We start from the raw sequence: 14,739 nt of genomic DNA on the forward strand, positions 1-14,739 counted from the left end.
CCTGCACTTGCCGGCGTGGTGACTGCGTTGCTACCGGCCGCGGCGGAGTGCGGCCGGCCAGGGCCCGGACCCAAACACCGGGAAACAGGAGCCGCGAATGAGAGAAGAACAGTAAGTTCTGAAGATGTTCGTACTACTGGCTGGTGCAGCCAAGCCGCTGCGGCTTCGGCTGCACCAGCGTTGCTGGCTTCCCCCGTCTTCCTGTGCCCGTCCGGTGCAAGGGAAGGGGGCGACGCCGGGAGCCCCCCAGGAAACTCCCGGCGTCAGCTGCTGCCGCACGCGCCAAAGGTGCTGCCGCGCGTTTGCGGCAGCACCTTTGCGTTAGACGTCTGTTGGCTTAGAGCCGGCGGTCGTCTTCAAGGCCGTCGGCCTCGATCCGCTCCTTGCGGATGTCATCACTGATCGTGACGTCGTCCTGGACCACGTCCTTTTCCAGGCGGACCCGCTCCACCGGAACTGTTTCCTTCTCCACGACGGGCCGCTCCTCATGGAGGGTCACTTCATGCTCCTCCTCGCTGAGGTCCGGGCCGGAGAGCGCCGCGCCCCGGTTGGCATCCGTGATGGGCTCGCGCTCCAGGCGGACTTCCTCACGCTGCACGGGAACGGTTGTGGTGACGTTCTCCGTGGTGACGTACTTGCGCAGGCGGGCCCGGCCGGTGGTCTGCCGTTCAGTGCCGACGTGCAGCTGTTCTTCCGAACGCGTCATGGCGTCGTCGGTGTTGGGGCCCGACGTGTCGTGTCCGTCCGTGCGGCCAAGACCGGCCGTGGGGGTACCGGCGTTCAAATCCGCATCGCCCTGGAGGTCCACATCGTTGCGGGTATCCGCGTAGCTGCGGACTTCCCGGTTGTAGTGCGTGTACAGCCGGTCCTCTTCCTCCGGGGTGAGGTGGCCGTCCACTTCCACGCGGGGAGCGTCCTTGACGTGCTCCTTGGTGTACGGAACGACAAGGTCATCGCCCTCGGTGCGGGCGCCCTCCACTGGAACGAAGGACTGCGAAGTGCCGAACAGCCCCGTCTTGGCCGTGACCCACGTGGGCTCGCCGGTGTCATCATCCGCGTACAGCTGGCCGATGCCGCCAATCTTCTCGCCGTCGGACCCAATGACATGGCCGTTGCGGGTGAGCAGGTCTTCAATGTTTTCCCTGTTGAGCATGACGTCTCCTTTGGATGTGTCGTTGCGTTGGGGGTGCCGGCAGTCGAGCTGCCGGCGTCGGGATCTTCCCTGGCGGCCGCCTCTGCCCCGGCTGCTTGAGGCTTCGCGCTGGCTGCCCCTCTACAGTAAGCATGCTTAGTACAAAAAGCAAAGCCTACTTAGTAAATTGCCTCCAAACCTCCGCCAATGGCCCGGGGTCCGGGCTGCTGTTTACCCAACCTTTCCCTCCCCGCAATCCCTTTTCCTCCGCAACGTCAAGGCCGCGGGCCACGGTGGTGGGGTGAGGATCGCAATTGTCGCTGAATCATTCCTGCCCCTGATGAACGGGGTCACGCACTCCATTCTGCGGGTCCTGGAGCACCTCCAGGAACGCGGCGACGACGTACTGGTCATTGCGCCGGCGGGCCAGGACTGCGCGCCGGAGAGAGTCAATGGGGCGAGCGTCCACCGCCTGCCGGCAGTGCCGCTGGCAGGCTACACGAACGTCCGGGTGGCGATGGGCGGTGTGTACCGGGTCAAGCGAATCCTTGCCGACTACGCGCCGGACGTGGTCCACCTGGCCTCCCCGTTCATCCTGGGCTGGCGGGCCGCGCAGGCGGCGCACCAGCTGGGAATCCCCACTGTAGCCATCTACCAGACCGAGGTCCCCAGCTACGCGGCGAGGTACGGGGTCCCGTTCCTGGAGAACTGGGCCTGGAATCGGGTGGAGAACATCCATCTGCTGGCCACCCGCACCCTCGCGCCGTCCACCTTCGCACTGAACCAGTTGCGCGGCCGCGGCATTCCGCGGGTGCACATGTGGCGGCGCGGCGTGGATACGGCAAGGTTCATGCCGGCCAAGCGCGACGACGTATGGCGGGCCGGGGTGGCTCCGGGCGGTGAGCGGATCATCGGCTACGTGGGCCGGCTGGCGGTGGAAAAACAGGTGGAGGACCTGGCAGCGCTGGCGGCCGTGCCGGACACTCGCCTGGTGATTGTGGGAGACGGCCCGCAGCGTGCCGCGCTGGAGGAATCCCTCCCGGATGCAGTCTTCACCGGCTTCCTGGGCGGTGAGCAGCTGGCCCGGGCCCTGGCCTCCTTCGACCTGTTCGTCCATCCGGGCGAATTCGAAACGTTTTGCCAGACCATCCAGGAGGCCATGGCCTCCGGTGTCCCGGTGGTGGCTACCGGCCGCGGCGGGCCGCTGGACCTGGTTGAGAACTCCCGGACCGGGTGGCTCTATGAACCCGGCGACCTTTCCGCGATGCGAGCGCATGTGGTGGATCTGATGGGCGACGACGCCAAACGCCGGGCCTTCGCGTCCGCAGCCCATGCCTCGGTCCAGGACCGGACGTGGCCTGCGTTGAGCGCCGAACTGGTCCGCCACTACACGGCCGCCATCTCGGAAGGCGCTCCTGCGGCCGGCCGCGTCAGCAGGCCGCAGCTTCCGGGCAGCCGGGCCGAAGCATTCCCGGGCAGCCGGGCAGGAGCACCACAGTGAAAGGCATCCCCATGAAGACCAATGCGCTCGATATTTCGGTGATCGGCTGCGGCTACCTCGGCGCCGTCCACGCCGCGACCCTGGCCTCCATGGGCCACAACGTGGTGGGCATCGACGTCGATGCAGCCAAGGTCGAACAGCTGGCCCGCGGGAATGCGCCGTTCCATGAACCCGGCCTGGATGAACTGCTGCAGGATGGCCGCGCCACGGGCCGCCTCAGATTCTCCACGGACCCGGCAGACGCCCGTGACGCCCAGGTACATTTCCTGTGCGTGGGGACGCCCCAGGACAAGACCTCCGATGCCGCCGACCTCAGCTTCCTCCTTTCCGCCACCGAAGCCCTGCTTCCGCATCTGTCCCAAGGCGCCGCCGTCGTGGGGAAATCCACCGTCCCTGTCGGCACGGTGGAAAGGCTCCGCGGTGTCCTGTCAGCCCGTCCTGACGTGCAGGTGGGGTGGAATCCTGAGTTCCTGCGGCAGGGAACGGCCGTGAAGGACTCCCTGGTGCCGGACCGCCTGGTGTACGGCGTTCCGGGCGGCCGGACCGGGGCCTTCAGCCCCGCCACCGGCACTGCACGGGGAGTCACAGCGGCGCTGGACGCCGTGTACGAGCCCCTGCTCCGGGCCGGAATCCCCCGGCTGGTGTGCAACTTCGCCACGGCCGAACTCATCAAGTCCGCAGCCAACGCCTACCTGGCCACCAAGGTCAGCTTCATCAATGCCGTCTCTGAACTCTGCGACGCAGCCGGAGCAGATGTGGCGGAGTTGAGCGAGGCCATGGGGCTGGACCCAAGGATCGGCAACCGGTATCTGCACGCCGGGCTGGGCTTCGGCGGCGGCTGCCTGCCCAAGGACATCCGCAGCTTCCGCCAGCAGGCCGGTGACCTGGGCGTCTCCGCCGTGGAGGACTGGATGCGCCTGGTGGACTCGGTGAACCTTGACCAGCGGCAGCGGACTGTCGACCTGGCAGCGCAGATGTGCGGCGGAAGCGTCTCCGGCCGGACCATCGCGGTGTTGGGCGCCTCGTTCAAGCCGGACACGGACGACATCCGCGATTCGCCGGCGCTGGACGTGGCCGACCGGCTCGCCGCGGCCGGCGCGCATGTAACCGTCACGGACCCGAAGGCCGTGAACAATGCGTGGCAGCGCTACCCGCGCCTGCGCTTCGAGAAGGGAACCGCCCGCGCCCTCGAGGATGCCGAACTGGTGCTGCTCCTGACCGAGTGGGGCGAGTACCGCAGGCTCTCCCCCGCTGATGCCGGGACATTGGTGCGGCGGCGCAGGGTCCTGGACGCCCGTAATGTCCTGGACGCCGCCGCCTGGCGGAATGCCGGCTGGACGGTTCGAGGGCTCGGGACCTCTCCCGCGGCAGCGCATCAGGAGAGCGAAGTACCCGGAACCAAGGGCGCACCGACGGCACGGCAGGCACCGGCCAGCCTCTCGTAGGCCCGGGAAGCACCCGAGGCGGCTATGTGGCTAACGTCGTGGTGTCCCGCTCCAGCAGGCCCAGCTCGGCAAAGGCGAGCGCCACGCCGTTGCCCGCCGGCCCAGCAGTGACGCCGTCCGCGACCGCCAGTACAGCCGGGTGGCCGCCTTCGACGGCAATGCCGGTCCCGGCGTACTGGAGCATTTCGATGTCGTTGGCGCTGTCGCCAATGGCCACGATGTCCGCGCGGTCCAACCCCAGGCGCGCTTCGATCACCCGGATGCCCACAGCTTTGTGCGTGCCGGCCATGAAGATTTCGCCGGCCCCGTCCCCCAGCGCGGACAGCGAACTGGGGATCAGGCCTACGCCCTTGCCCAGTGCATCCGTCAGTTCCCGCAGCGGCAGGGGCGCATCGAAGCAGGAGATTTTGGCGTAGGAGGCTTGGCGGAGGTCTCCGCCGTACTGCACAGGGGCCAGGATGTCCTCCAGCGGATCCGGCCGGCCGGCGTGGTGAGCGGTCACGTTTCCGGCAGCCGGAGCACCGCCTTCGGCCCTGGCCCGGGCGGCGAAGATGGGGCCCAGGACACGCCGGAGCCGCTGGTCCACGCCCTCCCTGCCGTACAGCGCCTCGGGCGCTTCGAGGATGTAGGCGACGTCGTGCCGGTCCAAAAGATCCACAATGCGGGCCGCAAGGTCCTGCTCGAACCGGGTGTCCTTCAGGACCTCCCCGCCGAGTTCCACCCGCGCGCCGGCACCGGTGATGGTGCCATCGAACCCTGCCGCAAGGATGTGGTCCGGAACCATGGACAGCGGCCGGCCGGTGCAGACGAAGACCAGGTGGCCAAGCCTTCGGGCGCTCCGCACGGCTTCCACATGGGCTTCAGGGGCCAGGCCGTGGTCCGCGTAGGTGCCGTCGATGTCGAGGAAAATGGCCCGGGCCGTCGGGGTGCTGGTCATGCCGTTCCTTAGGTTGGGGCGCCCAGGCGGGCCCGTCACCCGCGCCAGGCGAAAACCCAATCCTATCGACACAACCCCGGACCAGGCCGTATCCGCTCCGCCGGGCCTCCCGTCGAGCAGGCACAAGGAAATCCGGCAGCTGACACGCTTCACCCCGAAAATGACAGTCATCCCGTGATATTCGAAGTCTTGAAGTGAAGTAAGCACGCTGATTGAATGATGGAACCGGAAATGGGGGCACGGCACAACTTACTGATAAAGGAGTGACAACATGGGTATTCTCGGATTTCTCATTTTGGGCCTGATTGCCGGAGCCATTGCAAAGGCCATCCTCCCGGGCCGCCAGGGCGGGGGCTGGATCGTCACCATGGTCCTCGGCGTCGTCGGCGCTATCCTGGGCGGCTGGATCGGCTCGCTGATTTTCGGCGGCGGGCTGGCCGAGTTCTTCGACATCCGCACATGGCTGCTTGCTATCCTCGGTTCCATTGTCGTGCTTCTCGTGTACGGCGCCATTACCAACCGGAGCCACCGCAGGGTATAGCGACTCTTCCAGCAAAACGCCGTCCTCCTTCACAAAGGACGGCGTTTTTGTGTCCGGAAGACTTTATGATGGCCGAGGGGGTGGTCTGATGAACGGCCCGATAGAGGGGAAAGTCCTTACCGCGCAGGCGCTGGAAGCCGTGCTGGACATCAGCCCTGACGCGCTCCTGGTCGTCGCGGCTGACGGCACCGTCGCCGCCGCCAACGCCGCCGCCGGCCGGCTCTTCGGCATCCCGGAGGACAACCTGGCGGGCCTGGACCACCGCTCGCTGCTCGCGGGTGACTTCCGGGAAGACATCCGTAAGCTCTTCCGCCGCCTCCTGGCACGTCCGGACCTGCACCCGGCACCGGTGCAGACGTACTGCCTGCACCGAACAGGCACAGAGTTCCCGGCCGAACTGACAGCTTCCTTCCTGCCGGGCGCCGGCCGGCAACGGTCCGATACGGGGCAGCTGCTCCTTTCCGTCCGGAGCACGGCCCACCATAGCTCCGCCGCCCCCCGGCGCGAGGCCATGGCCCTCCTGGCCGCAACCCTGGAATCCACAGCGGACGGAATCCTGGTGGTGGACTCCGACTGGAACATCGCCGGATACAACGAAAAGTTCCTTGCCATGTGGGGCATACCCGAAGGGCTCCTTGAGGGCCCCCGGGACATCACCGAAAGCCCGCAGACGGAGGTCATGCAACTGGTTCTGGATCAGCTGCAGGACCCGCTTCAGTTCATGGCCAGGCTTGGCGACCTGGAATCCAACCCCGCTGCGGAAAGCCACGACGTCCTGGAATTCAAGGACGGCCGGACCATCGAACGGTATTCGCGGCCGCACCGTTCAGGTGACGAGATTTTGGGACGGGTCTGGAGTTTCCAGGACATCACCCCGCGCCGCCAGGCGCAGGAACGGGCTAACCGGGCCATGGCGGACCTCGCGGCACAGACCGAGAAACTCCGTGGCATGGCGTTCCGCGATCCCCTCACCGGCCTGGCGAACCGGGCCGTGTTCAACGATGCCCTCGCGGAGGCTTTGAGATCCCCCCGGCTTAAATCCGTGGACGTACTCCTCCTGGACCTGGACGACTTCAAGGAGGTCAACGACATCCTGGGCCACCAGGCGGGAGACGACATGCTCATCGAAGTGGCCCGCCGGCTCCGGGGCTGTGCGCCTACCGCTGACGTGGTGGCGCGGCTGGGCGGCGACGAATTCGTGGTTCTGCTGACGGCCTGCCCCAACGCGGACGAGATCGCCACATGCATGGTCCGTTGCCTGCGTGTCCCGCTGACCGTGGGCGGGACCGTTCTGCGTCCCAGCCTCAGCCTGGGGCTGGCATCCATGACCTCCGAGGACCAGCAGGCTCCGGAGCTGCTCCGCCGGGCGGACATCGCCATGTACGCGGCCAAGGCGGCGGGCAAGAACCGCTTCCTGAGGTTCCAGCCGGACATGATGACCGAACTGGTCCAGCGCACGGCCATGGAATCCGGCCTCCTCCGGGCAACCGAGCACGGCGAAATCTCCGTGGACTTCCAGCCGATCGTGTCCTGCCAGCGGGGCCAGGTGGTCACGTTCGAGGCGCTGGCACGGTGGGACCGCGACGGCGGCCGGGTTCCGCCGTCGGTCTTCATTCCGCTCGCTGAGCGCACCGGGCTGATCAGTGGAATCGGCACGGAGGTGACGGGCCGGGCCATGCTGCGCGTTTCCGGGTGGCTTGCCGGCGATCCGTCCCGGTCCCTCGCCGTCAACGTCTCAGGCGTGCAGCTGCAGGAGCACGACTTCGCCGAGCAGGTGCTCCGCCTGGCCGAGGCCAGCGGGGTTGCGCCCTACCAGCTGGTCATTGAAGTCACCGAGAGCGTATTTTTCGACGCCGACTGCAGCCTGGTCAAGCAGCTCAGCACCCTGCGGGAGGCGGGAGCGCGCGTCGCCCTGGACGATTTCGGGACCGGCTATTCCTCGCTCGGGCGGCTCCAGGAGCTGCCCGTGGACACGGTCAAGATCGACAAGTCCTTTGTGTCGATGATCCGCACTGGGCGCGAGCGGCTGCCCATCCTCAGTTCCATGATCAACATGGCGCACAGCCTGGGCCTGACCGTCACGGCCGAAGGGATCGAAACCATTGAGCAGGCCAACTACCTGGCGGCTCTGGAATGTGATTCGATGCAGGGCTACCTTTTTTCAAGACCCGAGCCGGGCCACCGCCTGCACGTTGCCCTGAGCCAAGCCGATGAGGTCCTCCGGGCCCTGAAGGAGCAGTAAGGATGGGTACGTTGGAGTCCGGAAAATACCAGGGAGGAGGATCCTGGCCCGCCGGCCGCGGCAGGGGCGGAATCCTGGTGCCGGCTGCCCTGACTGTTACGGCGCTGGCCGCGCTCGGAGTTTTCTTCGCAGCAAACAACGGGACTGCCCCGGCCATGGTCACGGGTGACTTCCTCATCCTTGCGGCATCATTGTTGGCCGGCGCAAGTTGTGCGAGGGCTGCCAGGCGGGGCGGCCCCAACGCCAGGGCATGGGCCCTTATGGCGGTGGCCGTTTTCTGGTGGGCAGCCGGCATGGCCGTATACGCCTACTACGGCCTCGCCTACAACCACGTCTACCCCTTCCCGTCAATCGCCGACGTTGGCTTCATCGGGTATTCGCTGCCTGCCGCCGCCGCACTTTTCGCGTTCAAGCGCCGGCCCGGAAACCCGGTGGCCCTGTTCCGGGCGGTGATGGATGCCGCCGTGATCGCGGGCTCAGTGCTGGTGGTCAGCTGGTACACCGCCCTCGGCCCTGCATACAGCGCAGAGGGTGATCCGCTGACGCGGTTCACCGGCATGGCCTACCCCGTGGTGGACCTGGTGATCACGTCGCTGGTCCTGGTCCTGGGAATGCGCCGCAGGGCGGGTGAGCGGCTGCCCTGGCTGTTTTTCGGCGGCGGGTTGGTGGCGCTTTCAGTCACGGACAGCATCTACACCCGTCTCACGTTCGACGGCGTCACGGGCACCACGGGCTCGCCCCTCGCTTTGGGCTGGATCGTTGCGTTCCTCCTGATCGCGCTGGCGCCCATGGCGCCTTATGTTGAGAACGCGCATTCGGGCCGACGGGGCTACACGCTGGCCCTGGAACTGCTGCCTTACACGCCGCTCCTGGTGGCCATACTCCTGTTTGCCGCACCCCACCTCCACGAGCTGGAGCCATTCCTGCTGGTGGTTTGCGCGGCCGTACTGGTGGCCGTGTTCGTCCGCCAGGTGCTGATCATCTTCGAAAACATCACCCTGACCACCGGACTGGAGGAGGAAGTCGCGGCGCGGACCACGGAACTCGAGGCCGCCCGGAAGGACGCCCTCGAATCAAGCCGCCTGAAATCGGAATTCCTGGCCACCATGAGCCATGAGATCCGCACCCCCATGAACGGCGTGGTGGGCCTGACCTCCCTCCTCCTGGAAACCCGGCTGGACCAGACCCAGAAGCAGTACGCGCAGGGTGTCAAGGGCGCCGGCGAAGCGCTGCTGGCCCTCATCAACGACATCCTGGACTTTTCCAAGCTGGAGGCGGGAAAGGTTGACCTCGACATCCGTCCCTTCGACCCGCGGGCACTCGTTGAGGAGGTGGCCGGCCTGCTGGCCGAACAGGCGCAGGCAAAGCGCCTGGAACTTATCGCCTACTGCGAGCCGGACGTCCCGGCCCGGCTGCTGGGGGATGCCGGAAGGATCCGGCAGGTCCTCCTGAACCTTGCGTCCAACGCCGTGAAGTTCACGGCGTCCGGAGAGGTTTCCCTCCGGGTGCGGTGCGAAACTACCGATGCCGCCGCCGGAACCAGCGCCGCCGTCTGTTTCGAAGTCCGCGATACCGGGATCGGCATCGAACCCGCCCAGCAAGCCCGGCTTTTCGAGCCTTTTTCCCAGGCGGACGCGTCCACCACGCGCCGCTACGGGGGCACGGGCCTGGGCCTTGCCATCTGCCGCCGGCTAACCCAGGCGATGGACGGTGAGATCGCCGTTGACAGCGCGCCGGACCAGGGCAGCACCTTCCGGTTCCGGCTGCCGTTGCCCGTGGCCCCCGTGTCCACCGACCCGATCCCCGCGGCAGGTTTCCTCAACGGCCTTCGGGTACTGGTGGTGGATGACAATGCCACGAACCGGCTGGTACTCGAATTGCAGCTGCGGGGCTGGGGGCTGGTGCCCGCCACCGTGCCGGATGCCGGATCGGCCCTTGCACGGGCAACGGAGGCGAGGGAGGCCGGCACCCCATTCGACCTTGCCGTGCTGGACTTCTGCATGCCGGACACGGACGGGCTGGAACTGGCCCGCGGGATAAAGGCAGACCCCGGGTTGGCAGGCATCGAGCTGATAATGCTCACCTCCACGATGCAGGTGGACGCCGGTGAAATTGCCGCCGCGGGCGTCCGTGAATGGCTGATGAAGCCGGTCCGCAGCTCAGAGTTCTATAACCGGCTGGTCCGTCTGATGTCCACGCGCGGCCCGGAGGTTCCCGCACCTGAAGCACCCACCGCGACGCAACAGGCCGCAGCGGGCACGCACCGCGGGCGCATCCTGGTGGTGGAGGATAACGAGGTTAACCAGTTGGTGGCGAGTGCCATGGCCGGCAGGCTGGGCTACATGGTGGATGTAGTGCCGGACGGCGCCCGGGCCGTCGCCGCCACCAAGTCCGCCAACTACGCTGCAGTACTCATGGACTGCCACATGCCGGTCCTGGACGGATTTGAGGCCACCCGGATAATCCGGGACCGCGGCGGCAGCGGCGCCGTGCTGCCCATCATCGCCATGACGGCCGGAGCACTGGACGGGGACAGGGAGCGATGCCTGGCCGCCGGCATGGACGACTACGTTGCCAAGCCGGTCGACGCGGCAACCCTGGAGACGGTGCTGTCCCGCTGGATCCCCGAACCGCAGCCGCAGCCGCTGGCGGTCACCGGCGGCGGGCAAACCGGCGTCGGAATCCCTCCCGCACTCGACCGGGACCGGCTTGCGATGCTGCGCAGCCTGGGCGGCAGGGACGGCCAGGATCTGTTCGCAGCCGCCGCGGCGGCTTTCCAGGACAGCGTTCCGGCCCGCCTGGCGGCGCTCCGGTCTGCCGTGCACGACGGCGGCGGGCCGGCCCTGGTGCAGGCCGCCCATGCCTTGAAGGGTTCGGCTGGCAACATCGGTGCAGGCGCTCTTGCGGCGCTCTGTTCGGAGCTCGAAGGGATGGGCCGCAGCGGCAACCACGCAACCGCCGCGGCGCTCCTGCCCCGGCTGGAGGCCGAGCTGCAGCGGGTGAACGACGCCCTGGAGAAGGAGGCGGGTCAGTGAAAGTGCTGGTGGCAGACGACGATCCCGGGTCGCTGCTGGTGGCGCGCGCCGCCGTCGAACGGGCCGGACATGAATGCGTGGCAGCCGCTGACGGTGACGAGGCCTGGACGCTCTTCCTGGCCCACCGGCCGGATGCGGTGGTGACGGACCGGATGATGCCCGGCATGGACGGGCTGGCCCTCTGCCGGGCCATCCGGGCCAGCGAAACCGACCTGTACACGTACATCGTGCTGCTTACCTCCCAGGATTCGCAGCAGGACATGCTGGCCGGGCTCGAGGCGGGCGCGGACGACTACGTCCCCAAGCCGCTGGACCCGTTCGTGCTGCGCGCCCGGCTTCTGGTGGCATTGCGGGTGACCACCCTGCACGCCGATCTGGCCCACTACCGCAAAGTGCTCTCCCGGCAGGCCCGGACCGATCCGCTGACCGGGCTGAACAACCGCCTGAAGCTGTCTGAAGACCTGGAGCAGCTCCACGCCCGCAGCGCCCGGTACGGCGAGGAGTACAGCATAGCCATGTGCGACGTGGACAACTTCAAGAGCTACAACGATATCTACGGCCACCAGGCCGGCGACCTTGCCCTCCGGAGTGTGGCGGCGGCGCTTCTGGGCCAGGTGCGCAAAAGCGACGGCGTCTACCGGTTTGGGGGCGAGGAGTTCCTGCTGGTGCTGCCGCGCCAGGGCATCGCTGATGCGAGGGTGTTGCTGGAGCGGGCTCTGGAGGCTGTGCGGAAGCTCCGGATAGAGCATCACGGCGACCCCTCCGGCGGGCTGCGCGTCAGTGCCGGGATCTCGATGTTCGGCGCCGGGCACGCCGTGGACGCGGACACGCTCTTGGGCGAAGCGGACGCTGCGCTTTATGCGGCTAAGGCGGCAGGCAGGAACCGCGTGGAAGCGGCCTGGTAGCGCGCTGGCGCAGGCGGGTCAGGCGGCTTTCCTGGTGGCGGTCTTTTTGCTGCCGGTCTTTTTGCTGCCACTCTTTTTGGCCGGCCCGGAGGCCGGCGGGTTTTGGACGCGGGGCCCGGGACGCGGCTCCTCCGTGGCCGGAGTTTCTGCCGGGGCCTCCGCGGCGGGCGCTGCGGCGACATCTTCGGCCTGCCCTGCCTGGAACGGTACGGCGTCCCGGTTGCGGTGCCAGCGCCGGACCAGGTCCATGACGGCCAGCGCCCCGGCGAGCGGGGTCAGCGCAGCCGACGCGTAAACGAACAGGAGCCACGTGAGGGTGGTCAACGGCGGCTGGTTGTTGTGCAGCAGGGACAGCCCGCCGAGTAAGCCGACGGTCCAGTAAATGAGCACCGAGGCCAGTACCGCGGCAGCAGGAAAATACTGGTTCGTCACGATTTTTTTTAGGGTTTCCACGCACTTCCTCCTGCCTGGCCGGGGGACGGCTGAAGCCGTTCAAGACAAGTATGGGGCTGCCGTTTGACGAAACGCTGCAAGACGGCGTGGCGAGTGACGAACATAACGTGACGTCCCGTCGTCGGGCGTTTTATATAAGCCGTCCCACTCTGGAGACGTGTCCCGGGGGTGGTGGCTACGCGGCGGTCAGCTCTTCGCTCTTTTCCCACAGGCCCTGCGCCAGGCCGGCGTCGTACGCCTGGGGGTTGGCCTTGGCGATGGCGCGTTTGGCATAGTAGGCGCCCGAAACCCAGTCGGTGCCCGGGGTGCCGTTGATCAGCCAGAGCATGGTGTCCGCACCCTGGTCCGGGGTCAGCATGAAGCGGTTCAGGAGGGTCTTGTACGCGTGCCGGAACCAGCTGCTGGACTCCGCTGCGAAATTGGTGCGCACCACGCCCGGGTGGAACGCCGCCGTCGTAATTCCCTGGGCGTGGAAGCGCCGGTGCAGCTCCGACGTGAACAGGATGTTGGCCAGTTTTGCGGTCCCGTAGGCGCGGTTGGTGGAGTAGCTGTGCTCGGAGTTGAGGTCGAACAGGTCCAGTTTCCCGAACCCGTTGGCCATGCTCGCTGTGTTGATGACCTTGGCGTCGCTGGCAATAAGCGTGTCCATCAGCAGCGTGGTCAGCAGGAACGGGGCAAGGTGGTTGATCTGGAAGGTGGATTCATTGCCGTCCACGGTGAGCGCATGGGTGCCCATGATGCCGCCGGCGTTGTTGGCCAGGACGTCGATGCGCGGGTAGTCGGACTTCAGCCGGGCGGCAAGGTCGCGCACCTGGGCGAGCTCGGCGAAGTCGGCCACGAAGTAGTCGGAGTCCAGTTCCTTGGCGAGCGCGCGCGTCTTCTCCGCGGAACGGCCGACGACGACCACCCGCTCCCCTGCCCTGGCCAGCGTCCCCGCTGCTGCCGCGCCGATGCCGTCACTGGCGCCGGTGATCACAATGGTGCGTTGGGGCAAGGGGTGTCCTTTGGTTGGTGGTTTACGGCGCCGGTTTCCGGCACACAGAGGAAACAACGACGGCGGGGCGGCAGGTGTTCCCGTCCGCCGCCCAGGCTCTCCGAACCGAGCAGCGCGGGAGCGTCAGCCGGCCAGCCCGGCCAGCAGGAAGATCACCGCTGCGATGGCGAAGCCCATTACGCCGATGAGGGTCTCCATGATGGTCCAGGTCTTCAGCGTGGTCTTGACGTCCATGCCGAAGAAGCGGCCCACCAGCCAGAAGCCGGAGTCGTTGACGTGGGAGACCACCACGGAGCCGGCGGCAACTGCCAGGACCATGGCGGCCACCTGCATGCCGTTCAGCCCGGCCGCTGCCACGGCAGGGGCGATGAGGCCGGCGGTGGTGGTGAGGGCAACCGTTGCCGACCCCTGGGCGATGCGGAGGATGGAGGAGATCAGGAAGCCTGCCAGGATCAGCGGTATGCCCAGGTTGCCCAGGACGTCGGCGAGTGCCTGGCCGATGCCGGAGGTGCGCAGCACGCCGCCGAACATTCCGCCGGCGCCGGTGATCAGGATGACGGAGCAGACCGGGCCGAGCGAGGACTCGAGCAGCTTCTCCAGGGCATCGGCGTCCTTGCCGCGCTTGGCGCCGAGAACGAACAGGGCAACCAGGACAGCGATCAGGAGGGCAACCGGGGTTTCACCGAGGGTACGCAGCACCTGGTACCACTGCTCGTCCTTGACTCCTTCGGGCAGGACGCCGGAAGCAGCCAGGGTGTTCAGGCCGGTGTTCATGAAGATCAGGACCAGCGGCAGGAGCAGCAGGCCCACGATGGTGCGGAAGCGCGGCGGGTGGGATTCGGCTTCGGCGGAGGCGTGGCCCAGGATTTCCGGCACGGGCAGGACCAGCTTCTTGCCGGTGTACAGGCCGTAGAGATAGGCCGTGACGTACCAGGTGGGGATGGCAACGATGAGGCCCGCGATGGTGACCAGGCCGATGTTGGCGTCAAAGAATGCGGAGGCGGAGACGGGTCCCGGGTGCGGCGGCAGGAAGATGTGCATCACGGAGAACGCGCCGGCGGCGGGCAGGCCGTAGCGGAGCACTCCCCCGCCCAGGCGGAGGGCGACGGCGAAGACGACCGGCAGCATGACCACCAGGCCGGCGTCGAAGAAGATGGGGAAGCCGAAGATCAGCGAGGCGACGCCCAGCGCGAACGGTGCGCGCTTCTCGCCAAAGACTCCGATGAGGTAGTCGGCCAGGACCTTGGCGCCGCCGCTGGTTTCCACGATGCGGCCGAGCATGGCACCCAGGCCCACCAGGAGCGCCACGGTGCCGAGCGTGGTGCCGAAGCCGTTGATCAGCACCGGCACCACCTGGTTGGCCGGGATGCCGGTGGCGAAAGCCGTGGCGAGGCTGATCAGGATCAGGGCGATCAGGGCATGCACGCGCAGCTTGATGATCAGGAACAGCAGGGCGACGATCGCAGCTGCGGCGATGAGCAGCAGGGGGCCTGCTCCCAGCGTTTGGGTCCATCCTTCGATGGTCATGGTTCTCCTTTGAAACAGATTTTGTAG

Annotated in this window: 11 protein-coding genes; 6 read left to right on the plus strand and 5 right to left on the minus strand. The window is 67.2% G+C overall.

The features are described 5' to 3' along the window. Positions 1-337: 337 nt before the first annotated feature. Positions 338-1,153, minus strand: a complete 816-nt coding sequence (locus ACIQCM_RS09885; RefSeq protein WP_400605712.1) for a DUF2382 domain-containing protein — start codon at positions 1,151-1,153, stop codon at positions 338-340. 280 nt (positions 1,154-1,433) lie between these two features. Between ACIQCM_RS09885 and ACIQCM_RS09890 the strand changes: the two genes are divergently transcribed. Further along, the gene (locus ACIQCM_RS09890) at positions 1,434-2,633 is read left to right on the plus strand and encodes a glycosyltransferase family 4 protein (RefSeq protein ID WP_400605710.1); all 1,200 of its coding nucleotides are present in this window, start codon (positions 1,434-1,436) and stop codon (positions 2,631-2,633) included. Positions 2,634-2,644: 11 nt separating this feature from the next. Then, positions 2,645-4,078, plus strand: a complete 1,434-nt coding sequence (locus tag ACIQCM_RS09895) for a UDP-glucose dehydrogenase family protein (RefSeq protein ID WP_400606392.1) — start codon at positions 2,645-2,647, stop codon at positions 4,076-4,078. A gap of 22 nt (positions 4,079-4,100) precedes the next feature. On the opposite strand, the gene ACIQCM_RS09900 is transcribed toward ACIQCM_RS09895, so the two are convergent. Beyond that, a complete protein-coding gene (locus tag ACIQCM_RS09900) occupies positions 4,101-5,015 on the minus strand; it encodes an HAD hydrolase family protein (protein ID WP_400605707.1) in 915 nt (304 codons plus the stop codon). A gap of 271 nt (positions 5,016-5,286) precedes the next feature. On the opposite strand from ACIQCM_RS09900, the gene ACIQCM_RS09905 reads away from it, so the two are divergent. From ACIQCM_RS09905 to ACIQCM_RS09920, 4 genes are all read left to right on the plus strand, one after another. Next, a complete protein-coding gene (locus ACIQCM_RS09905) occupies positions 5,287-5,556 on the plus strand; it encodes a GlsB/YeaQ/YmgE family stress response membrane protein (RefSeq protein WP_400605705.1) in 270 nt (89 codons plus the stop codon). An 88-nt stretch (positions 5,557-5,644) separates the two neighbouring features. Then, complete coding sequence (locus tag ACIQCM_RS09910; RefSeq protein ID WP_400605703.1) at positions 5,645-7,798, plus strand: putative bifunctional diguanylate cyclase/phosphodiesterase; 2,154 nt, start codon at positions 5,645-5,647, stop codon at positions 7,796-7,798. Between the two features lie 2 nt (positions 7,799-7,800). After that, the gene (locus ACIQCM_RS09915) at positions 7,801-10,833 is read left to right on the plus strand and encodes a response regulator (RefSeq protein WP_400605700.1); all 3,033 of its coding nucleotides are present in this window, start codon (positions 7,801-7,803) and stop codon (positions 10,831-10,833) included. Beyond that, entirely contained in the window at positions 10,830-11,738 is a 909-nt protein-coding gene (locus tag ACIQCM_RS09920) for a diguanylate cyclase (RefSeq protein WP_400605697.1), read from the plus strand. Before ACIQCM_RS09915 ends, ACIQCM_RS09920 begins: the two co-directional genes overlap by 4 nt. Positions 11,739-11,756: 18 nt before the next feature. On the opposite strand, the gene ACIQCM_RS09925 is transcribed toward ACIQCM_RS09920, so the two are convergent. From ACIQCM_RS09925 to ACIQCM_RS09935, 3 genes are all read right to left on the minus strand, one after another. Continuing rightward, entirely contained in the window at positions 11,757-12,170 is a 414-nt protein-coding gene (locus ACIQCM_RS09925; RefSeq protein WP_400605695.1) for a hypothetical protein, read from the minus strand. Positions 12,171-12,366: 196 nt separating this feature from the next. Next, on the minus strand, positions 12,367-13,185 hold the full coding sequence (locus tag ACIQCM_RS09930; RefSeq protein WP_400605692.1) for an SDR family NAD(P)-dependent oxidoreductase: 819 nt from the start codon (positions 13,183-13,185) through the stop codon (positions 12,367-12,369). Between the two features lie 123 nt (positions 13,186-13,308). Next, positions 13,309-14,712, minus strand: a complete 1,404-nt coding sequence (locus ACIQCM_RS09935) for a GntP family permease (RefSeq protein ID WP_400605690.1) — start codon at positions 14,710-14,712, stop codon at positions 13,309-13,311. Positions 14,713-14,739 lie beyond the last annotated feature (27 nt).

This window comes from Pseudarthrobacter sp. NPDC092439, assembly GCF_044754945.1.
Taxonomy (GTDB): Bacteria; Actinomycetota; Actinomycetes; order Actinomycetales; family Micrococcaceae; genus Arthrobacter.